This window comes from Streptomyces glaucescens (genome assembly GCF_000761215.1).
Classification (GTDB): Bacteria; Actinomycetota; Actinomycetes; order Streptomycetales; family Streptomycetaceae; genus Streptomyces; species Streptomyces glaucescens_B.
Window position 1 is genome coordinate 3060441 of record NZ_CP009438.1, and the last position, 20036, is coordinate 3080476.

The 20036-nt window shown below is 73.2% G+C and carries 19 protein-coding genes; 4 read left to right on the plus strand and 15 right to left on the minus strand.

Annotated features, from left to right (window positions below):
* Nucleotides 1–142: 142 nt before the first annotated feature.
* The 8 genes from SGLAU_RS13205 to SGLAU_RS13240 all read right to left on the minus strand — a co-directional run bounded on the left by SGLAU_RS13205 (nt 143) and on the right by SGLAU_RS13240 (nt 9452).
* Nucleotides 143–2452, minus strand: coding sequence for a HelD family protein (locus tag SGLAU_RS13205; RefSeq protein ID WP_043501293.1), 2310 nt, complete (start codon nt 2450–2452; stop codon nt 143–145).
* A 145-nt stretch (nt 2453–2597) separates the two neighbouring features.
* Nucleotides 2598–3383, minus strand: a complete 786-nt coding sequence (locus tag SGLAU_RS13210; protein ID WP_043501295.1) for an anti-sigma factor family protein — start codon at nt 3381–3383, stop codon at nt 2598–2600.
* A 50-nt stretch (nt 3384–3433) separates the two neighbouring features.
* A complete protein-coding gene (locus SGLAU_RS13215; RefSeq protein ID WP_043501296.1) occupies nt 3434–4018 on the minus strand; it encodes a sigma-70 family RNA polymerase sigma factor in 585 nt (194 codons plus the stop codon).
* Nucleotides 4019–4214: 196 nt separating this feature from the next.
* Nucleotides 4215–4826 carry a CGNR zinc finger domain-containing protein gene (locus SGLAU_RS13220; protein WP_043501298.1) on the minus strand — a complete coding sequence of 204 codons (612 nt, stop codon included), beginning with the start codon at nt 4824–4826 and terminating at the stop codon, nt 4215–4217.
* Nucleotides 4827–5103: 277 nt separating this feature from the next.
* Nucleotides 5104–6279, minus strand: coding sequence for a uroporphyrinogen-III synthase (locus tag SGLAU_RS13225; RefSeq protein WP_043501299.1), 1176 nt, complete (start codon nt 6277–6279; stop codon nt 5104–5106).
* 99 nt (nt 6280–6378) lie between these two features.
* Nucleotides 6379–7788: a nitrate/nitrite transporter gene (locus SGLAU_RS13230; RefSeq protein WP_043501301.1), complete on the minus strand. Its 1410-nt coding sequence runs from the start codon at nt 7786–7788 to the stop codon at nt 6379–6381.
* 155 nt (nt 7789–7943) lie between these two features.
* A complete protein-coding gene (locus SGLAU_RS13235) occupies nt 7944–8798 on the minus strand; it encodes a hypothetical protein (protein WP_318536218.1) in 855 nt (284 codons plus the stop codon).
* 156 nt (nt 8799–8954) lie between these two features.
* The gene (locus tag SGLAU_RS13240) at nt 8955–9452 is read right to left on the minus strand and encodes an ATP-binding protein (protein ID WP_318536219.1); all 498 of its coding nucleotides are present in this window, start codon (nt 9450–9452) and stop codon (nt 8955–8957) included.
* Between the two features lie 197 nt (nt 9453–9649).
* On the opposite strand from SGLAU_RS13240, the gene SGLAU_RS13245 reads away from it, so the two are divergent.
* Entirely contained in the window at nt 9650–10501 is an 852-nt protein-coding gene (locus SGLAU_RS13245) for a helix-turn-helix domain-containing protein (protein ID WP_043501308.1), read from the plus strand.
* Nucleotides 10502–10512: 11 nt separating this feature from the next.
* On the plus strand, nt 10513–10695 hold the full coding sequence (locus SGLAU_RS13250) for a DUF397 domain-containing protein (RefSeq protein ID WP_078957700.1): 183 nt from the start codon (nt 10513–10515) through the stop codon (nt 10693–10695).
* A 3-nt stretch (nt 10696–10698) separates the two neighbouring features.
* Here the strand turns inward: SGLAU_RS13250 and nadE are convergent, their stop codons facing one another.
* The 3 genes from nadE to SGLAU_RS13265 all read right to left on the minus strand — a co-directional run bounded on the left by nadE (nt 10699) and on the right by SGLAU_RS13265 (nt 12328).
* Nucleotides 10699–11529: an ammonia-dependent NAD(+) synthetase gene (gene nadE, locus SGLAU_RS13255; RefSeq protein WP_043501309.1), complete on the minus strand. Its 831-nt coding sequence runs from the start codon at nt 11527–11529 to the stop codon at nt 10699–10701.
* A gap of 193 nt (nt 11530–11722) precedes the next feature.
* Entirely contained in the window at nt 11723–12127 is a 405-nt protein-coding gene (locus tag SGLAU_RS13260) for a type II toxin-antitoxin system VapC family toxin (RefSeq protein ID WP_043501311.1), read from the minus strand.
* Nucleotides 12128–12133: 6 nt separating this feature from the next.
* The gene (locus SGLAU_RS13265; protein WP_043501312.1) at nt 12134–12328 is read right to left on the minus strand and encodes a hypothetical protein; all 195 of its coding nucleotides are present in this window, start codon (nt 12326–12328) and stop codon (nt 12134–12136) included.
* A 62-nt stretch (nt 12329–12390) separates the two neighbouring features.
* On the opposite strand from SGLAU_RS13265, the gene SGLAU_RS35230 reads away from it, so the two are divergent.
* Nucleotides 12391–12567 carry a hypothetical protein gene (locus tag SGLAU_RS35230; protein ID WP_159072777.1) on the plus strand — a complete coding sequence of 59 codons (177 nt, stop codon included), beginning with the start codon at nt 12391–12393 and terminating at the stop codon, nt 12565–12567.
* A gap of 46 nt (nt 12568–12613) precedes the next feature.
* Here SGLAU_RS35230 and SGLAU_RS13270 read toward each other — a convergent pair whose 3' ends face one another.
* The 4 genes from SGLAU_RS13270 to SGLAU_RS13285 form a co-directional block, all read right to left on the minus strand.
* Nucleotides 12614–13810 carry an acyltransferase family protein gene (locus SGLAU_RS13270; RefSeq protein WP_043506580.1) on the minus strand — a complete coding sequence of 399 codons (1197 nt, stop codon included), beginning with the start codon at nt 13808–13810 and terminating at the stop codon, nt 12614–12616.
* Nucleotides 13811–13847: 37 nt separating this feature from the next.
* The gene (locus tag SGLAU_RS13275; protein WP_043501315.1) at nt 13848–16031 is read right to left on the minus strand and encodes a glycosyltransferase; all 2184 of its coding nucleotides are present in this window, start codon (nt 16029–16031) and stop codon (nt 13848–13850) included.
* Nucleotides 16031–17092, minus strand: coding sequence for a hypothetical protein (locus tag SGLAU_RS35935; protein ID WP_208868910.1), 1062 nt, complete (start codon nt 17090–17092; stop codon nt 16031–16033). The genes SGLAU_RS13275 and SGLAU_RS35935 overlap by 1 nt, the downstream gene beginning before the upstream one ends.
* A gap of 571 nt (nt 17093–17663) precedes the next feature.
* Nucleotides 17664–18668 carry a LysR family transcriptional regulator gene (locus SGLAU_RS13285; protein WP_412556229.1) on the minus strand — a complete coding sequence of 335 codons (1005 nt, stop codon included), beginning with the start codon at nt 18666–18668 and terminating at the stop codon, nt 17664–17666.
* 83 nt (nt 18669–18751) lie between these two features.
* Here SGLAU_RS13285 and SGLAU_RS13290 point away from each other — a divergent pair, with 83 nt between their 5' ends.
* Complete coding sequence (locus SGLAU_RS13290; protein ID WP_052413740.1) at nt 18752–19963, plus strand: MFS transporter; 1212 nt, start codon at nt 18752–18754, stop codon at nt 19961–19963.
* Nucleotides 19964–20036: the final 73 nt, after the last annotated feature.

A 20036-nucleotide genomic window follows, 5' to 3' on the forward strand; every position in this document is an offset into this window, starting at 1 on the left:
GACCCGCCATGCTCGCCTCGCGGCAAGTGGTCGCTCGTAGCGACGAAGGTTGGGCCCGGGGGCTTGGATCGAGCCGGTGTCACATCCAGGCTAACAAACGATCCCGGACGACCATTCCCCTCTCGGGAAAAACCCTCCCCGATCAGTCCCGCAGCAGGTCCGGCACCCCCGCGGCGTCCGGCTCGTCCCGCTCCCCGGAGACCACCGTCAGCTGCTGCGTGGCCCGGGTCAGGGCCACGTAGAGCACCCTCAGGCCCGCCGGCGACTCGTCGGCGATCTCCGCCGGCGAGACGACGACCGTCGCGTCGTACTCCAGGCCCTTCGCCTCCAGGCTGCCGAGCGCCACCACCCGGTCGCCGAGCCCGGCCAGCCAGCGCCGCGCCTCCTCGCGCCGGTTCATCGCCACGACCACGCCGATCGTGCCGTCGACCCGGTCCAGCAGCCGCGCGGCCTCCTCCCGGACGGTCTCCCCCAGCGACTCCCGGACGACCGTGAAGCGCGGCTGCACACCCGTCGAGCGCACGGCCGACGGCGCCTCCGAGCCGGGCATCGCCAGCGCCAGCACCTTCGCCGCCAGGTCGGCGATCTCGGCCGGGTTGCGGTAGTTCACGGTGAGTTGGAAACGGCGGCGGGGGCGGGTGCCCAGGGCCTCGTCACGGGCCTCGGCGGCCTCGTCCGGGTCGGACCAGGACGACTGCGCCGGGTCGCCGACGACCGTCCAGGTGGCGTGCCGGCCCCGGCGGCCGACCATGCGCCACTGCATCGGCGTGAGGTCCTGCGCCTCGTCGACGATGACGTGCGCGTACTCCACCCGCTCCTGCGCCAGGCGCTCGGCGCGCTCGCGCTGCGACTCCTCGCGCACCGGCATCAGCTCCTCCAGCCCGGTGAGCTGGTCCAGCGGGTCCAGCTCGCGCCTCCTGCGGGGGCGGGCCGGGGCGCCGAGGACGGCGTTCAGCTCGTCGAGGAGCGCGATGTCGTGCACGGAGTGCCCGTCCCGCTTCAGTGAGCGGGCGACCCTGCGGACCTCGCCGGGGTTCAGCACCCGCCGCGACCAGCGGCCCAGCCGCTTCTCGTCGGCCATCGCGGCCAGCACCCCGGCCGGGGTCAGCTCGGGCCACCAGGCGTCGAGGAAGGCGATGAAGGAGTCCTCGCCCGCGACGTCCTCGTCGAAGGAGGAACGCAGCTCGGCGGCCAGCTCCGGGTCGGTGTGCCGGCCGGCGGCGCCCGACTTCTGCCACAGGGCGTCCAGCAGCAGCCTGCGGGCGCGCGGGCGCAGCAGGTTCACGGGCGCGGTGCCGCCGAGGACGGTCTGGCGGATCCGGCCCAGCTCCCCGGCCTCCAGCTCCAGCCGCCGGCCGAACGCGACGACCCGGAGCCGGTCCGGCGAACCGTTCGCCTCCAGCGCGCCCCGGGCGGCCTTGCGCAGCACCTTGAGCATGCGGGAGGAGCCCTTGGCGCGGGCCACGGCCGGGGAGTCGTACAGGGTCGCCTCGGCGCCGTCGACGAGCGAGCCGATCGCGCGGATCGCGACCTGGCCCTCCTCGCCGAGCGAGGGCAGCACGCCCTCGGTGTACGCGACCAGCAGCGGGGTGGGCGAGACGATCAGGATGCCGCCCGCGTACCGGCGCCGGTCCTGGTAGAGCAGGTAGGCCGCGCGGTGCAGCGCGACGGCGGTCTTCCCCGTGCCCGGGCCGCCCTCCACGTACGTCACCGAGGCGGCGGGCGCGCGGATCACCAGGTCCTGCTCGGCCTGGATCGAGGCGACGATGTCCCGCATGGTGTGGCTGCGGGCCTGGCCGAGCGCGGCCATCAGGGCGCCGTCGCCGATCACCGGCAGCTCGTGCCCGTCGAGGAACGCCTTCAGCTCGGGGCGCATGAGGTCGTCCTCGACACCGAGCACCCTGCGGCCCTTGGACCGGATGACGCGCCGGCGCACGACCCGGCCCGGGTCCACCGGTGTGGACCGGTAGAAGGGCGCGGCGGCCGGGGCCCGCCAGTCGATGACCAGGGGGGAGTAGTCCTCGTCGAGGACGCCGATCCGGCCGATGTGCAGGGTCTCGGCGATGTCGGCGGTGTTGTCCGGGCGTACCGCCCCCTCGGCGGGCTCCACCGCCGTGTACGCGCCGTCCGGGCCCTTCTTCCCGTCCTTGCCGGGCAACAGGTCGATCCGGCCGAACAGGAAGTCCTCGAACTCGTTGTTCAGCCGGTTGAGGTGGACGCCCGCGCGGAACACCTGCGCGTCCCGCTCGGCGAGCGCGCCGGGCGTGCCGACCTGGCCGCGCCGGGCCGCGTCCTCCATGAGGAACTCCGCCTCGTGGATCTTCTCCTCCAGGCGGCGGTACACCCGGTCCAGGTGTACCTGTTCGACGCCGATCTCCCGATCGCGGACGGAGTCGTGACCGGTGTCCTGAACCGGGTCGACCGCGGAAGTCTGCTGAGCCTGTGCGGCCACCGGGCCCCCTTCTGACGTGCTGGGCAGCCGTCCACCGTACGCGAAGGGGGTGGCGGAAAGCTACGGGGGCGCCCATCGGCCCCCGCGTCCCCGGGCCCCGCGCGCAGCCCGGGGACGGGTGCCGCGCGGGGCCCGGGGACGGGTGCTACGCGTCGACCTCCACCAGCCGCTCGCCGGCGAACGTCATGACCTCGAAGTGGTCGATCTCCTCCGGCGTGAACGCGGCGCCGCCGTTCACGTACAGCGGCTGCCTGGCCTGGTCGGTGGTGGCGCCCGGGATGCCGTACCCCCAGTCCGGCACCGACCAGGAGGTGACCGTCTCCCGCTCGCCGTTCTTGCCGACGGCGATCAGGGAGCACTTCAGGGGTCCCTTGACGTTCTTCAGCTCCAGGACCGCGTGCGTGCCCCACGCCTTCTTCTCCAGCGCGACGGTCGCGCTGACCCGGGTGCCCGGGTCGGTGGCGGTGACCTTGTCGTCGATCTCGTCGAAGGACGCCTCGGCGGGGCTGCTCGCCCGGGCGGCAACCGGCCGGCCGCCGCCGTCGTCGCCCCCGCTGGTCGCCACGGCGACGAACGGCCCGCCGACGATCAGCGCGGCCGCCGCCGCGACCATGTAGAAACCGCGCCGGCGCTTCTGCGCGCGGCGCTCGGCGACCTCGTCGACGAGTCTCTCCGCCAGCCGTGGGCCGGGCCGCGCGGAGAGGGACTCGCCGATCGCGGGCGTGCCGGCGCCGGGCAGGTCGGCGAGCGCCGCGAGCATCGGCTCCATGCCCGCCAGCTCGTCGAGCTGCTGCGCGCACCACTCGCAGTTCGCGAGGTGCGCCTCGAAAGCGGTTGCTTCGGCGTCGTCGAGAATCCCGAGGGCGTAGGCGCCGACGGTCTCGTGTTCGTTCGGGCCCGTGGGTCCCTGTGGCCCCTGAGATCCCTGCATGGGGCCAGACATACCCGGACCCCCCGCGCCGTATCCCCCGTACCCACTCATCACGCCGTCACCCCCCGCTCCTCCAGTGCCAGCTTCATCGAACGCAGTGCGTAGAACACCCGGGAGCGCACGGTGCCACTCGGTATCCCCAGGGTCTGAGCCGCCTCATTGACGGTACGCCCCTTGAAGTACGTCTCGACGAGCACCTCCCGGTGTGCCGGGGTCAGGTCGTCGAGCGCGTCCGACAGCGTCATCAGCCACAGCGCCTTGTCGATCTCGTCCTCCGCGGGGATGACCTCCAGCGGCGACGGGTCGACCTCCTGCGGCCGGGCCTGCCGGCTGCGGTGGCCGTCGATGACGATGCGCCGGGCGACCGTCACCAGCCAGGGGCGTACCGATCCGGTCGCCCGGTTGAGCGAGCCGGCGTTCTTCCAGGCACGGATGAGCGTTTCCTGCACGACGTCCTCGGCGCGCTGCCGGTCTCCGGCGACCAGGCGCAGCACGTAGGCGAGCAGGGGTCCGGCGTGTTCGCGGTACAGCGCGCGCATCAGCTCCTCGTCGGGCTCCGCGGGCTGTGCGGGCATGCGATGTCGGGCCCTCGCTCCACGTTCCCTGGCCACGACGGAATCCTTGCGCACGCCCACCTCCGATGTCCGGGGGTTCCCCCAGCCGGTCGCTCAGGGACGGGTACGCACGCGGGGTGCCGGGTGTTCAAAGCGAGGCGACAGTTTTCTGCTCGCCGCCGTGACGAGGCGGACATGCCACCGCAATTCCCCCCTACGGCCTTCACATTTCCCCCACGGGGGTCAAGGACGCCCGGGATGGCGGGTGTTACGCACGTCACTCCCCCGGCGGGGTGCCGGTGAGGGCGGCCCGGCGCCGGTGCCGGGCCACCCGCTCACGGTTCCCGCACACCTCGCTGGAGCACCAGCGCCTGCGCCGCCCGCGCGAGGTGTCGAGGTAGACGATCGGGCAACGGCCGCCGGCGCACTGCCGCAGACAGGCCCGCGCGGCGGGGTCGGTGAGCAGCTCCACGGCGTCCCGGGCGACCGCCGCGAGCAGCGCGGCACAGTCGGGCGGGCGGTCCAGCCGCCGCACCAGCGTGCCGTCCTCGGCGCGCACCGCGCGCGGGGCCGGGGGCGCGGCGCGGGCGAGCTCGTTGAGGCGGGCGAGCGCCCGGTCGTACCCGGTGCCGCTCCCGGCGGGCCGCAGCGTGCCGCGCACCAACGGGTCGATACGGGCGCGCAGTTCCCGGAAGCCCTGGAGCCAGGAGGTGTCCGCCTGGCCGAGCGGGGTGCCCGGCGGCACCAGCCCGGCCCCGGTGATCCAGGCGCGCAACACGTCCACCGAGTCCAGCCGTTCGCCCGGATGCGTGGTCGCCAGCAGGTCGAGACAGCGCCGCCCGGCGTCGAACCGCAACTCGGGGGCGTCCGTGGCCGTACCCAGTGCCATGCGCCTGTCACCGCCTAGGGGTCACCTGGGTGTTCCCTCCTACAGTGCCTGCCCGCCTTCCCAGCCGGAACCCCTGAAGCGGCCACCGGCGCGCGGCGGGAACGCGGAACCGGGCGCTGCTCGGCGCGACCACCGGCGCGGCGGGAACGCGCACCGCGCGGAACGTGGCCGGGCGGAACGGGGACGCGCGGGAGCCGACCGTGCCGGGGCCGGACGGGCGGGAGCCGGAACCGAGCGGCAGATGGGCGCGGTTCGGGCGTCCGGGTACGGGCGCGGTTCAGGCGTCCGCGTACTTGGCGTCCGCCGCCGGGTCCAGGGCCAGGCGGTAACCGCGCTTGACGACGGTCTGGATCAGCTTCGGCGCGCCGAGAGCCGTACGCAGCCGGGCCATCGCCGTCTCCACGGCGTGCTCGTCCCGTCCGGCACCGGGCAGCGCGCGCAGCAGGTCCGCGCGGGCCACCACCCAGCCCGGCCGCCGGGACAGGGCCCGCAGCAGCGACATCCCGGCGGGCGGCACCGGCCGCAGCACGCCGTCGACCAGGACCGCGTGCCCGCGGATCTCCAGCCGGTGCCCGGCGACCGGCAACGACCGGGCGCGGGCGGGCAGTTCCTGGCACAGGAGCTGGACCAGCGGGCCCAGCCGGAAGCGTTCGGGCTGCGCGGTCTCCACGCCGTGGTTCTGGAGGGGCAGCGCGGTCACCGGTCCGACACAGGCCGGGAGGACGTCGTGGTGCAGGGCGGTGAGCAGTTCGGGCAGCAGCCCGCGCTCCTCGGCCCGGTTGAGCAGCGACTGGGCGGCCGGCGCACTGGTGAAGGTGACCGCGTCCACACCCCGCGAGACCGCGGCGTCCAGCAGCCGGTCCACGGGCGACAGGTCCTCCGGCGGCATCCACCGGTACACCGGCACCCCGACCACCTCGGCGCCGGCCGCCCGCAGCGACTCCACGAACCCGGGCAGCGGCTCGCCGTGCAGCTGTACGGCGATCCGGCGGCCCTCCACACCCTGCTGAAGCAGCCGGTCCAGCACCTCGGCCATCGACTCGGAGGACGGCGACCACTCCTCGGTCAGCCCGGCGGCCCGGACCGCGCCCTTCACCTTCGGCCCGCGGGCCAGCAGCTCCACGCCCCGCAGCCGCTCCAGCAGCGGCTCGCCCAGCCCCCAGCCGTCGGCGGCCTCGACCCATCCCCGGAAGCCGATGGCGGTGGTGGCCACCACCACGTCCGGCACCCGGTCGAGCAGGTCCTTCGTCGCGGACAGCAGCTCGCTGTCGTCGGCGAGCGGCACGATCCGCAAGGCCGGGGCGTGCAGGACGGCGGCTCCGCGCCGCTGGAGCAGCGCCCCGAGCTCGTCGGCCCGGCGCGCGGCCGTCACTCCCACGGTGAACCCGGCGAGCGGCCCGTGCTCGGCCCGCGCCCCGGTCCCGCTGTCCGGTCCTTGCTGTTCCTCGTACATAAACTCTCGTCCCGCACTCGAGTTGTCGCACCTACATGCCTCCGAGCCTGTCAACGCCGCGTGACAGGCTCGGTTCGGCTCGATGTCGCCGGTGTTACGTCACACCTCGGCGTAGCCGAGCTGCGGCTTCCTCTCCATGGTCGCCTCCGACGCGGCGGTACGGCCCGCCGGACGGCGAAGGTATACGGACCAGGTGACCACGAAGCAGGCCGCGTACCAGACCAGGAAGGCGACGAAGGCGCCGGTGCCGGAGCCGTAGGAGAGGAAGGACTGGCGGAAGGCCATGTTGATGCCGACGCCGCCGAGCGCGCCGACCGCGCCGATCAGCCCCATCGACGCCCCGGAAAGCCGCCGCCCGTAGGCCGCCGCGTCCTCCCCGCGCAGCCCCCGGGCGAGGGCCTTGGCGTGGAAGATGCCCGGGATCATCTTGAAGGTCGACCCGTTCCCGAGCCCGCTGAGCACGAACAGCACCACGAACACCGGGACGAACAGCGCGAGCGTCTGCCGCATGCTGGCGTAGACGAGGACGGCGGTCGCGACGCCCATGCCGACGTAGTTGTAGAGGCTGATGCGGGCCCCGCCGTAGCGGTCGGCGAGCCAGCCGCCGAGGGGGCGGATCAGGGAGCCGAGCAGCGGGCCGATGAAGGTGAGGTAGGCCGCCTGGAGCGGCGTACGGCCGAACTGGTTGGTCAGCACCTGGCCGAAGGCGAAGGAGTACCCGATGAACGACCCGAACGTCCCGATGTAGAGGAACGCCATGATCCAGGTGTGCCCGTCACGCGCCGCGTCCTTGGCGGCACCGGTGTCGTTGCGCACGTTCTCCAGGTTGTCCATGAAGAGCGCGGCGAGGACGGCGGCGACCAGGATGAGCGGGATGTAGATCCCCAGCAGCACCCGCGGCCCGCCGCTCGCGCCGATGATGGCCAGCGCGGCGAGCTGGATGACCGGCACGCCGATGTTGCCGCCGCCGGCGTTCAGGCCGAGCGCCCAGCCCTTCTTCCGCAGCGGGAAGAAGGCGTTGATGTTGGTCATCGAGGAGGCGAAGTTGCCGCCGCCGACACCGGCCAGCAGGCCGACGAGGAGGAAGGTGGAGAAGGAGGTCCCGGGTTCCATCACGGTGAACGCGGCGATCGTCGGGATCAGCAGCATGGCCGCCGAGACGACCGTCCAGTTGCGTCCGCCGAAGATCGCGACGGCGAAGGTGTAGGGAACGCGGACGACCGCGCCGACCAGGGTGACGACCGAGGTCAGCAGGAACTTGTCGGCCGGCGTGAGCCCGTACTCGGGGCCCATGAACAGCACCAGCACCGACCACATGGTCCAGACCGAGAACCCGATGTGCTCGGACAGCACGGAGAAGAGCAGGTTGCGCCGGGCGATCCGCTCCCCCTTCTCCTGCCAGAACGTCTCGTCCTCCGGATCCCACTCCTGGATCCAGCGCCCGCCCCGGCCCGGGGACGGACCCCTGCCGGGGGACGGGGGTGCGGGGGCTGTACTAGGGGCCGTCATGACGCCTCCACGGTGCTCCGGGCTGGGGTACGTCCCGAAGGTAGGGAGGGCGCGTTTCCGGACTGTGGCTGCGGGTGACCGGAAGGGAACTTTGCTCTCACCCCGGAAGGAGGGGGGATGAGAGGTCGCCCGCGGCGGGGCCCGGCGAGCGGGGATCAGGGGGCCGGGGGCTGCTGGGGGTGCGTCGGGTGGGGCTGCTGGGCGGACGGCGGGTGGGGCTGGTGACCGTGCGGGTGGCCGTAGGGGCCGGGGGCGGCGTAGGGCTGCTGGGGCGGGTAGGGCTGCGACGCATACGGCTGCTGGGGCGCGTAGGGCTGCTGGGGCACGTACGGCTGCGGCGCATACGGCTGCTGAGGCGTGTGGGGCTGGGCGAACGGGTTCCCGTGCCCCGGCAGGTGGCCGCCCGGCGGCAGGTACCGCACCCGCCCGTTCTCGTCGGCGGCCGGTGTGAACCCGGCGGCCCGGAGCCGCGCCGCGAACTTCGCGTTGCGCCGCCGGTTGAAGAAGAACCCGAAGCCGAGGATGCCCATGAGGAGCACCCAGAGCAGGCCGGCCCACAGCAGCGCGCCGGACCCGTCCTGCACGGCGACGGCGGCGGACCCGGCCGTGGCGGCCAGAGCGGCGAACAGCAGCCGCTTCTCGATGCCGTTGCCCGTGAGGTCGTAGTTGATCCGGGCCGTGAGCAGTTCCAGCGCGTCCGGCACGAAGGGCGGCAGCGAGACCCCGTCCCCCGCGTTCGGGTACTGCGCCCAGTTCTGCGCGGCCCGCGTGCGGGCCTGGGGCGACGGGTCGGGCACGATCAGCATGACGAGGGCGCTGTTGTTGGCCCCGCCCTGCTGCCGTACGTCGGCGTACTCGTAGCCGAACTGCTGGGCCACGAAGGCGAGCCGGGCGAGCTTCTTCACGGACGCCATGGCACTCGTGACCTGGACGGGCTCTCCGCTCGCCATCAGCCGCAGCATGCCCTGTATCTGCCGCTTGCTCACCCGTACCCCCGCTTCCCGCGCCACGTGAGTCACGCTGTTCACTTCCGCAACGCGGGGCAGTTTTCCACACGGGCGCGCGCACGGTCACGGCAGGACGCCGTGCTCCCGCTCCAGGCAAGCTCCAGGACCCTGCGCAGCGGTCCGTCGACGAAGAGCCGCGCGGTGTGCGGGATCAAGCCGTCACCCTCTCCTCGGGCCATGCGCGCCCACCTCGAACCACAGCAACTTGCCGCTGCCCCGCCCGAGCAGCCCGTCGCCCAGGGGACATCCGCCCCACGCGTTCGCGTACTCCCGCACGAGCAGCAGCCCACGCCCGTGCTCGGCGTCGCCCGGAACGGAGGAGACCCGGCGTTCACCGGGAGGATCACCGAAGGGCGCCGGGATACGCGGGTCACTGTCCCACACCCCCACCCTCAGCCGGCCGTCGGCCAGCCCCGTCAGCCGGAGCGAGGCGGGCCCCTCGGTGTGCAGGTAGGCGTTGGAGACGAGCTCGGACACCAGCAGCTCGACGGCGTCGAGCACTTCCTCCCTCCCGTGCGAGCGGAGCACGGCCCGCACGGTCACCCGTGCGACGTGTGCGGCGCGGGGGTCATGTGGCAGGCGAAGGGCGTACACCCAGGGCCGGTACGGGGCTACGGTGACCACGGAACACCTCCGGGAGGAAGGGGACTTGGACACGCTCGACGCCGACGCCGGGCGGTGGCAGTGCCGCGGGGCGGTGCGCTTCCGGCTTACGGGCGGGGGCGGTTGAGCGCCTTGCGGCTTCAAGGTAGCCAGCCTAATGGAAGAACTTCCATTAAAGTCTGCGAAGAACTACCAATCCCCACTCGTGTGGGTGACCTTTCGCTCCACGACACGAAGAGAAACCACTCGCCATGCCAACCGCTCCACCCACGACTCTGCGTCAACAGCGCCTCGGAGCCGAGCTACGGAAACTGCGTGAGCGCGCGGGCCTCACCTCTACAGCGGCAGCCGCGCTGCTCGGCAGCCCGCAGGCACGGATCAGCAACATCGAGGCCGGGCGGTACGCGGTGAGCGCCGACCGGGTGCGCACTCTGGCCCGCAACTACAGCTGTGCCGACGACGCGTACGTCGACGCGCTGACGGCGATGACGGGCGGCCGTAAGCGCGGCTGGTGGGAGGAGTACCGGGACACCCTTCCGTCCGGCCTGCTCGATCTGGCGGAACTCGAACACCACGCGGCAGCCATCGAGGTGGCAGTGACCGTCCATATGCCGGGCCTGCTCCAGACACCGGAGCACGCCCGCGCAACGATGCGGGAAGCGGTCCCGCAGCTGCGTCCGCACGAGATCGAGCACCGTGTGTCATACCGGGTGAAGCGCCAAGCCGTGCTCTTCGGCGACCCGCCCACGCCCTTGATCGCCGTCATTCACGAGGCGGCTCTCCACATGGGCTTCGGTGGTCCCGAAGTGTCACGCGCCCAACTCGCTCACCTCGTGGAGATGAGCGACCAGCCGACCATCACGGTCCTGGTCATCCCCTTCGGGCAGACCGGCTTTCCGGCCTCAGGCCAGCCCATCACCTACGCCCTCGGCCCGGTACCCCAACTGGACACCGTGGTACTGGACACTGACCACGGATGCGAGTTCCTGGACGCAGAAGCCCAACTGCACCGGTACCGCTCCGTACTGGACCGGATGCGATCCCGCGCCCTCTCCGAGCCGGCGTCCCGGGACCTCATCCAGCGCATCGCCCAAGACCTGTGAGGAGACCCATCGTGTCCGAACTCATCTGGCGCAAGTCGACGCACAGCGCCGAGGCCGCGAACTGCGTCGAGATAGCCACGGCCCCCACCACCGTCCACATCCGTGACTCGAAGCGCACCACCGGCCCCCACCTCACCGTCCGCCCAGCGACGTGGACGAGGTTCGTCGCGACGCTGGGCACACGGGCGAGGTGACCATCAGGGGGCGATCGGCAGCTGCCGCTTGTGCTCGGTGAGCCGGTAGCGGCGGACGATCGCCTCGAAGGCGGCCTCGGAGATCGGCTTGCCCTCCAGGAAGTCGTCGATCTCGTCGTACGTCACCCCGAGCGCGTCCTCGTCGGGCTTGCCCGGGTCGAGGGTCTCCAGGTCGGCGGTCGGCGTCTTCCACACCAGCGAGTCCGGCGCCCCCAGCTCGGCGGCGACGGCCCGCACCCGCCGCTTGGTGAGCCCGGTGAGCGGCACGACGTCGGCGGCCCCGTCGCCGAACTTCGTGAAGAACCCGGAGACGGCCTCGGCGGCGTGATCGGTCCCGACGACGAGCCCGTTCTCCGCGCCCGCGACCGCGTACTGCGCGATCATCCGCTGCCGCGCCTTGATGTTCCCGTGCACGAAGTCCTGGTGGTGCGCGTCCCGGAACACGGTCCCGCCGGCCACCACGGCCTCCAGCGCGGCATCGCTGGCGGGCTTCACATCGACGGTGAGCACCTTGTCGGCCCGGATGAACTCCAGCGCCCGCTGGGCGTCCGCCTCGTCGGCCTGTACGCCGTACGGCAGCCGCATCGCGAAGAACGTCGCCTCGCCGCCGCCCTCGCGCACCCGCTCCACCGCGAGCTGGCACAGCCGCCCGGCGGTCGAGGAGTCCACACCCCCACTGATCCCGAGCACGAGCGCCCGCAGCCCACCGGAGGCCAGCCGCTCGGCGAGAAACGCCACCCGCCGCTCGATCTCCTCCCGCGCGTCGAAGGACTCGCCGACCTGGAGGTCGCGGGCGATCTGCTGCTGGAGGCTTGCGGGCTGCACGTCGGTCACGGTCTCTCCTCGGGTGATGCCTGGGCGACGGGAAAACTCTAAGGGCCACGTGCCTCACGCTGGACGTCGTGTTCCCCGCGCGGTGTCCTCCACCCTCCCTGCCCGCCTTGCGCAGGTCAGGCCACGTTTGATCGTCCGCTGAGGTTCGTGGGAGTGCGGCGGTGTCGCGTCCGGTTGCCGTCAGACGCGGCCGTTACTCGGCGCCGAGGATGCGGAGGCCGTGGTGGAGGCGGAAGTCCTCGTAGTCCTTGAGGTTGAGGGTGGCCAGCGGCAGGTCATAGGTGAGAGCGCAGGCGGCAATCCACATGTCGTTGGCCGGGCGGGGCCGGCCACGCTGTATCCCGGCGGCCGAGAGCCGTCCCCAGGTGGTGGCGACGGACTCGTCGCCGGGTAGGACGGGGATGTCGGCGAGCCAGTCGGCGAGTTCCTGGCGGCTGCGGGCGCCCCAGTGGCGGATCTCCATCCACTTGGTCAGTTCGCCGTAGGTCACGAAGGTGATCAGCGGCTTGCGGCCGATGAGGCGAGTGGCGAGCGGCCCGGTGAGCTTGCACTTGTGGGACAGGGAGGCGACGTCGGTGTCCAGGATGACGGGTTGCATGCGACCTCAGGCGACGTCTCGGTGGCGCTCGGCGTACGTGAAGGCGAGGAACTCTTCCAGTTCCTCGTCCGACTCGAACGTGTCGGCGGCAAGATCGTCCAGGGAGCGGATCGGTTGGGTGTTCTTCGCCGCCAGCATCTCCTCGACCGACAGGCGTGGCCGGGGCGGCGGGCTGAAGTCTTCCGGTGCGGGCGTACTCATCAGACCTCCACCAGGGACGGGAACCGGCTCCGTGGCCCAGCATAGGTTGGTACAGCAGCAGCGTGCTCCTTCTGCACGGCACTCCGGACGCCAACGGGGACCGTGTCCCCGACATCTGGACCACGCGGTCCGACGGGTCCATCCGGTTCTACTCCGGCAGCAGGACCGCGCTCTCCGGTGCCGGAACGGTGATCGTCGGCCCCACCAGCCACTGGAAGACCCGCATCGCCATCGGCTGAGACACACCCGGGGCCCGTCTCGTCCGGGACGGGCCCCGGGTGTTCGTCAGTCCCGGCGCCGGCCGCCGTCCGGCCACAGCTGCGGCCTCCGCTTCGCCGCCAGGTCCTCCACCCACCCGAACGCGAGCACGCAGCCCGCGATGAGCAGCCAGGCGAGGCCGAGGACGGGCCAGGGGCTCTCCAGGAGCCATGACTCGTGTTCCGCGAGGGTGTCGATGCTCCACAGGTCGTCCCACACGGTGGCGGCGACGAGGATGGCGACGTTGTGCCAGAGGTAGATCGTGACCGCCCGCGAGTTGAGCAGGGTGATCAGGCGGTCGAAGGGGAGCAGCCGGCGGGGCCACTGCGACCAGCTGGGGCTGAGGTGCAGCAGGAGCAGGACCGTGCCGAAGGACCACAGGGCCTGGGCGAACGAGATGTCGTCGAGTTCGCGGCCGTCACCGAGGCCGTGGCCCAGGGCGTACCAGAGGCCCACCGCCGCGATGAGCGGGGCGACCGACGGGACGATGTAGGCCGGGATCCGCCGCAGCACCCCTTGCTGGTACGCCATGCCGAGGACCCAGCACGCCCCGAAGGTGCTGAAGTCGGTGAGTGCGGAGGGCAGCCGCTCGCCGGGCAGGTCGAGGTAGCCGAACTCCAGGACCGCCGACAGGGCGAGGGGCGCGGCGATGGTGATCCACGGCTGGACGCGCAGCGCTCTGAGCAGCAGCGGGGAGAGCAGGACGTACCAGAGGTAGGCACGGATGTACCACAGCGGACCGGCCAGTTCGGTGGCCCAGTCCTCGCCGAGGACGCCGTGCACTCCGGGCAGTCCCTCCGCGTACGGCGGGTCGCTGAGCGGGAGGACCCAGAAGGCGAGGTGCAGCCACCACCAGCCGGGGTGCCCGTCGTCGTCGGGTGCCCAGCCCTGGAGCAGCATGCCGGTCACGCCGATCGCGCCCATCAGCCACAGCGGCGGCAGCAGCCGGCGCATGCGGCCGCGTACGACCTGCACGGCCGGGCGCCGCAGCGACCTGGCCATGAGGTTGCCCGCCAGCGCGAACATGACGCCCATGGAGGGGAACACCACGGGCAGCCACACCCACCCCATGAGGTGGTAGAGCACCACCCGGAAGAGAGCCACGGCCCGCAGCAGGTCGAAGTACCGGTCGCGCACGGGGGCGCGCGGGGCCGGCGGCGGGGGCGCCTCGGCGGGGCCGGCCGGGCCGGCCGGGGGGGAGGTCGGGGCGGGGGGTACGGTCACGTTCCGGGATTCCTGTGGTTCGTCGAGCGTGGTCACGTCAGACCGGTCCGCCGTCCGCGGCCGGCTGCCGCACGGCCGGGTCCGGTGGGGCGCCCACCACTCCCGTCCGCCGCAGCTTCTGCCACCGCAGCCGGCCGCCCGTCAGGGCGGTGATCCAGGACTGGAGCAGGACGACGTACATGATCTGGCGGTAGAGGATCTGCTGGAGGGGCAGCGAGATCAGGTGGGTCATGCGTTCGCGGTCCAGGCGGAAGGCGTACGCCGCGCAGACCGCCTGGAGGGCGAGGACGCCGAGCCAGGCCGAGACGGTCTTCGCGGTGGGGCCGAAGACGAGGCCGTAGACGAGGAAGACGTCGATCAGGGGGGCCAGCAGCGGGGCCAGGACCATGAAGAGGGAGACCAGCGGGAGGCCGACCCGGCCGAAGCGGCCGGAGGGACCGCGTTCCACCAGCGCCCGGCGGTGCTTCCAGATGGCCTGCATGGTGCCGTACGACCAGCGGTAGCGCTGGGACCACAGCTGCTGGACGGTCTCCGGGGCCTCGGTCCAGGCGCGGGCGTTCTCCGCGTACACGACCTTCCAGCCGTCGCGGTGCAGGGCCATGGTGACGTCGGTGTCCTCGGCGAGGGTGTCGTCGCTCATGCCGCCGATCCGCTGCAGCGCGCTGCGCCGGAAGGCGCCCACGGCGCCCGGGATGGTCGGCATGCAGCGCAGCATGTCGTACATGCGGCGGTCGAGGTTGAAGCCCATCACGTACTCGATGTGCTGCCAGGCGCCGATGAGCGTGTCGCGGTTGCCGACCTTGGCGTTGCCCGCGACGGCGCCGACGCCCGGGTCGCCGAAGGGCTGGACGAGTTCGCGGACCGTGGCGGGTTCGAAGACGGTGTCGCCGTCCATCATGACGACGATGTCGTGACGGGCGTTGGCGAGGCCGCGGTTGAGGGCGGCGGGCTTGCCGGCGTTGAGCTGGCGGATGACCCGGACGTTCGGCAGGCCCATGGCCTCCACGATGCGAGCCGTGCCGTCCGAGGAGCCGTCGTCGATGACCAGCACCTCGATGGGGTGCTCGCTCGCCATGAGGGAACGCACGGTGTTCTCGATGCACTTGGCCTCGTTGTACGCGGGGACCAGCACCGACACGGGTTCGGTGACCGGCGGTCCCCAGCGGAAGCCGCGCCGGCGGACCCGGCGGGCGTGCCAGCCGGAGAGGAGCAGCATCAGCAGGAAGCGGCCGATGACCAGGCTGCCGATGATCGCGAGGCCGACGACCAGGCCGTCGGTGATGTGCTCGGAGGCCTGGACCAGGAAGATCCACGCCTTGCCCTTCCACAGGGCGAGGCCGCTGACCCGGGTGTGCGCGCTGGGTGCGTCGAGGGCCTCGGTGAGGTTCTGGAAGGCGTAGCCCTGCGCCTTGAGGCCGGGCAGGAACCGGTCGAGGGCCTGCACGGTCTGGTGGCGGTCGCCGCCGGAGTCGTGCATCAGGACGATGGCGCCCTTGCCGTTCTTCGGGGTGGCGCGGCGGATGATCTCGTCGACGCCGGGCTTGCGCCAGTCCTCGCTGTCGGTGTTGTTGACGACGGTGACGTATCCGCGGCTGCCGATGTACTCGGTCACCGGCCAGGAGGCGTTGTCCATGGCCGCGGAGTAGGAGGAGTACGGGGGGCGGAACAGGGAGGTGCGGATGCCGGCCGCGCCGGATATCGCGAGCTGGTTCTGGGACAGCTCCCAGTCGATGCGCCGCTTCGACTGGTAGGAGAGGTCGGGGTGGTTGAAGGTGTGCAGGCCGATCTCGTGGCCCTCGTCCACCATGCGCTGGACCAGGCCGGGGTAGCGGGAGGCCATGGTGCCGGTGACGAAGAAGACGGCGTGCGCGTCGTGCTTCTTCAGCACGTCGAGGACCCGCGGGGTCCACACCGGGTCGGGGCCGTCGTCGAAGGTGAGGACGAGCCGGTGGTCCGGCACGGACAGAGTGGTGGGGCGGCTGCCGCGGGCGTCGATGACCGGGCCGCCGGCGAGGATGTTCTCCGGGACGCGGTCGGTGCCGGCCGCGGGGCGGACGCGGTGGTCGGCGAGGATCTCGCTGTGCACGTAACCGCGCAGCATGAGCATCGCCATGAGGGCGACGAGGACGAGCGCGGGCAGCAGGAAGCGCAGGGGCAGGCGGCGTTGCCGGGAGCCGTCACGGGCTCCGGTCGCCGCCCTGTGACGGGCGCGGGATGCCATCAGAGGACGTGCTCCGGGGACGAGGCGTGGGCGGAGAGCGGGGAGCCGGCGGAGGTGCGGTCGGGGCGCCTGCCGGTACCGGGGCCGTCGCCCGGGTTGCCGCCGCCGGTTGTCGGGGAGGGGACGGCGGACGGGCCGGCGTCGGTGGGGGCGGGGTCGGACGCGGGGCCGGCGGGCTGTGACGGGGCGGGGGCCCCGGTTCCGCTAGGGGTAAAACCGGGCCCGGTGACGGCCCCCGCGGCCGTCGGCTCCGGATCGCGCGCCGCGGTGCCCGGGCCGGCGGGTGCGGTGGCGGCGTCCGGTACGGCGGTGTCGGCGTCCGGCGCGGAGGTCGCACCGGCGCCGCTCACGGAAACCCCGCCGGAGGAGCCGGGAGCCGTGGGCCGCGCGGACTCGGCGGCCGAAGGGGGGCTGTCGACCTGGCTCGCCGGGCGGCCGCCGTCCTGCTCGGGCACGGGCAGCGCCGGTGCCTCGGAGTCGCCGGAGAGGAGGGTGGCGACCGTGATGACGGCGAACGCGGCACAGGCGAGTCCGACGGCCATGCCGATGCGCCGGAAACGGCGGACGCGGCGGCCGGTCTCGTCGACGAACACCGGCGCGTCGGAGGCGTCGGGGACACCGGCCGCCACCTGGCGCAGCACGCCGTCGCCGAGCTGGACGGCGTCGAGCTGGACGGTGACCTCGTGCGGGTCGTGGGTGGCGGCGCCGGTCCCGGGCTCCGGGGCAGGGGCCGGGCGGGGAGCGGTGCCGGGGGGCGTGCGGGGCGGGGTGCCGGGGGTGTCCGTGCGGGGAGCGGTGCCGGGGGGCGTGCCCGTGCCCCAGCTGATGCGCGGGCCGGCGCCTCTGCCGGGAGCGGCGCCGGCGCCCGCGCGGGGGGCTGCGCCGGCGGCCGGGCCGGGGGTCCCGCCGGATGCCGGGCCGGTGGCCGGGGCCGTGAAGCCGGGCGCCGGCCGGGGGCCGCGGGGCTCGGCGGGACGCGGCTGCCGGGGCACCCCGACCTTCCGCAGCGCCAGGGTGTCGGCCGGCGACGGGGCCGGCCGGGCGTCGGCAGCCGGGGGCATCGGCCGGGTGCGTCCGGTGGGTGCCGTCCCGGGAGCGGTCCGGCCGTCAACCGCCCCGGGCGTTCCCGGAGTCGGCGCCGCTCCGGGCACCGCGCGGGTACGCGCTGACGGCTCCCGCGGCGCCTCGGCCATCGGGGGGATCAGGCTCGGCTCGGCCATCGGGGGGATCGGTCCCGCCTCGGCCACGGGAGGTATCAGCCGGGTCTGCGCCACCGGGGGTATCAGCTGCGTCCCGGCCACCGGGGATATGACCTGCGTCTCCGCGACCGACGTCAGCAGCTGCGTCTCGGCGGCGTCCGACGGGAGCCGGCCCTCGTGGTCCGCGGACCACGACCGGGCTTCCGGGAAGGCCTGGGTGCCGGTCCGCGGTTCCCCCGTCGGGGACGCGACCTCGGGCCACTCCGGTTGGGCGTCTTCTCGCCACATGTTCACGCGCGCACTTCCCCCCATGGGACGGGTACGGGTGCGCCTACGACCCTGAACACCCGTCGGCCGAACCAGGCCCCCCACCCAGCCCGAGCGCCCCGTTTACCACACGGTGCTCAGGCGAAGAATGTAGCGCACGAGGGACTCACGTGTGCGCCACGTGCCGCTTGTGGGCGTTCATCAGCGCAATGTCCTTGGCCGGAAACCATCCGTCGGCGGGTCGCCGCAGCCACCCCTCCTCGGCCGCCAGTTCCTTCGCTGCCCGCCGCAGCGCGTCCAGTCCGGGGTGCGCAAGCCCTTTCCGCCACACCAACGACACGGGCGACAGCGGAACGGGGTCGACGAGCGGACGCAGCACGCAGCCGGGCATGGCCGGAAAACTCACGACCGCGAGCACCGGGCTCCCCGATTTCGCCATGATCCGCTGGAACTCCTCGGCCCCGACGGCGAGCGGAGCGGGCGAGGCCACCTTGATCCCGCGCCCCTCGAACAGGCGGTGCGCGAGGTCCGTCCACTCCGGTGTCCGGGGGTTGCCGGCCCCCGCGTACACCGTCTCCCCGGCCAGTTCGGCCAGCGGCACCGCCTCCCGGGAGGCGAGCTGGTGCGTCTCGGGCAGCACGATCGCCATCGGCTCCCACCGCACCGGCTGGTGGGCCAGCTGACCGCGCAGCGCCGTGGGGAGCCCCGCGTACCGCCCGAACGAGGCGTCCAGCCGCCCGGCGAGCAGTTCGGTCGCGGCGCCGGTCAGCCCGCTCTCGTAGCGGGCCATCAGCTCCTGCTCGGGGGCGAGTTCGCGGGCCCGGTGCAGGACTTGGCGCGGGGTCCCGAGGCCCGGGGAGTTCAGGTCGACGAGCAGCGGGCGGGCCTGCCCGAAGGCGGCGAGCAGCTCGTCCTGGGCCTGGAGCACCCGGCGTGCGTACGGCAGCAGCCGCTCGCCGTCGCCGGTCAGCGTGACCTGGCGGGTGGTCCGGACGAACAGTTCGGCGCCCAACTCCCGCTCCAGCCGCCGCACGTCCCTGCTCAGTGCCTGCTGGGCGACGTAGAGCCGGGCGGCGGCCCGGGTGAAGTGCAGTTCCTCGGCGACGGTGACGAAGGCACGCAGCAGCCGGGGCTCTATGAAGGAGGAGGACACGGGCGAGGACGAGGACACCCGGGGAACTTACAACACAGGTGCGTCAATCGGCGCCGATCCGGTGTTGGACCCCCCGCTGGCCCCCGGGCGACGGTGGACGCATGCCGTACCGACACCTCTTCGCCCACCCGGGCGCCAAGGCCTTCACCGCCGGGAACCTCATAGCCCGGCTGCCGATGGGCATGTTCAGCGTGAGCGCGGTCGTGATGATCGCCGGGGCGCGCGACTCGTACGCCCTGGCCGGAGCGGTCACCGCGACCGGTCTCGCGGCGACCGCGCTCGTCGCCCCGTGGACCGCCCGGCTCGTGGACCGGTACGGCCAGGCCAGGGTCGCCGTGCCCGCCACCCTGGTCGCCGCCCTCGGCAGCCTCGCCCTGGTCCTCTGCGTCCGCCGCGGCGCCCCCGACTGGACCCTGTTCGCCGCGTACGCGGCCACCGCCACCACTCCGAACACGGGCGGCATGTCCCGCGCCCGCTGGGCCCATCTGCTCAAGGGCGACGAGGGCGCGCTGCACACGGCGAACGCCTTCGAGCAGGCCGTCGACGAGCTGTGCTTCATGGTGGGCCCGGTCCTCGCGGCCTTCCTGTGCGGGGCGGTGTTCCCCGAGGCGGGCACCCTGGCCGGCGTCGTGCTGCTGGTGGCCGGGGTGCTGCTGTTCGCCGCCCAGCGGGCCACCGAACCGCCCGTGCGGCCGGGCACCCGGGGGAAGTCACCGGTCCGCGCGCCGGGCATGCCGCCGCTGCTCGCCGTGTGCCTCGCCATGGGCACGGTGTTCGGGGCGATGGAGGTGGTCACCCTCGCGTTCGCGGACGCCCGCGGGCACCGGGCGGCAGCCGGGCTGGTGCTCGGTCTCCAGGCCGCCGGGTCGTGCGCGGCCGGGCTGCTGTACGGGCGGCTGCGGCCGGCCGGGCCGGCCGAGACCCGGTACGCGCGGTGCATCGCCGGCATGACCGCGCTGCTCACCCTGCCGCTGCTGGCGGCCTCGCTCACCGGCTCGCTGCTCGTCCTCGGGGGCGCGCTGCTGGTGGCCGGGATGGCGACCGCGCCGACGATGGTGACCGGGATGGCGCTGGTGCAGCAACGCACCCCCGAGGGGCGGCTCAACGAGGGCATGACGCTCGCGGTGACCGGTCTGCTGGGCGGCATCGCCTGCGGCAGCGCGCTGGGCGGCTGGACGGCGGAACACCTGTCGGCGACGGCCGGGTACGCGGTGCCGGTCGCGGCGGCGGGCGCGGCCCTGCTCCTCACCCTGGCCACACTGCGCCCCGTTCCGCCCGTTCGGCCGGTGCCGGCCGTCGAACCGCTCCACTGATTCCCGCCCGGACCATTGACCGCGTCCCTGATGCGCACATACCTTCGCCCGGCGAGGCTGTCGAAGCGCTTCG

What these genes read in the sequence shown, in the direction of transcription:
- SGLAU_RS13210 (WP_043501295.1), bottom strand. Translation starts at nt 3,383, where the DNA reads ATGCAGGGATCTCAGGGGCCACAGGGACCCACGGGCCCGAACGAACAC.
- SGLAU_RS13265 (WP_043501312.1), bottom strand. Translation starts at nt 12,328, where the DNA reads ATGAGTACGCCCGCACCGGAAGACTTCAGCCCGCCGCCCCGGCCACGC.
- SGLAU_RS13245 (WP_043501308.1), top strand. Translation starts at nt 9,650, where the DNA reads ATGCCAACCGCTCCACCCACGACTCTGCGTCAACAGCGCCTCGGAGCC.
- SGLAU_RS13260 (WP_043501311.1), bottom strand. Translation starts at nt 12,127, where the DNA reads ATGCAACCCGTCATCCTGGACACCGACGTCGCCTCCCTGTCCCACAAG.
- SGLAU_RS13220 (WP_043501298.1), bottom strand. Translation starts at nt 4,826, where the DNA reads ATGGCACTGGGTACGGCCACGGACGCCCCCGAGTTGCGGTTCGACGCC.
- SGLAU_RS13275 (WP_043501315.1), bottom strand. Translation starts at nt 16,031, where the DNA reads ATGGCATCCCGCGCCCGTCACAGGGCGGCGACCGGAGCCCGTGACGGC.
- SGLAU_RS35935 (WP_208868910.1), bottom strand. Translation starts at nt 17,092, where the DNA reads ATGCCCCCGGCTGCCGACGCCCGGCCGGCCCCGTCGCCGGCCGACACC.
- SGLAU_RS13290 (WP_052413740.1), top strand. Translation starts at nt 18,752, where the DNA reads ATGCCGTACCGACACCTCTTCGCCCACCCGGGCGCCAAGGCCTTCACC.
- SGLAU_RS13230 (WP_043501301.1), bottom strand. Translation starts at nt 7,788, where the DNA reads ATGACGGCCCCTAGTACAGCCCCCGCACCCCCGTCCCCCGGCAGGGGT.
- SGLAU_RS13225 (WP_043501299.1), bottom strand. Translation starts at nt 6,279, where the DNA reads ATGTACGAGGAACAGCAAGGACCGGACAGCGGGACCGGGGCGCGGGCC.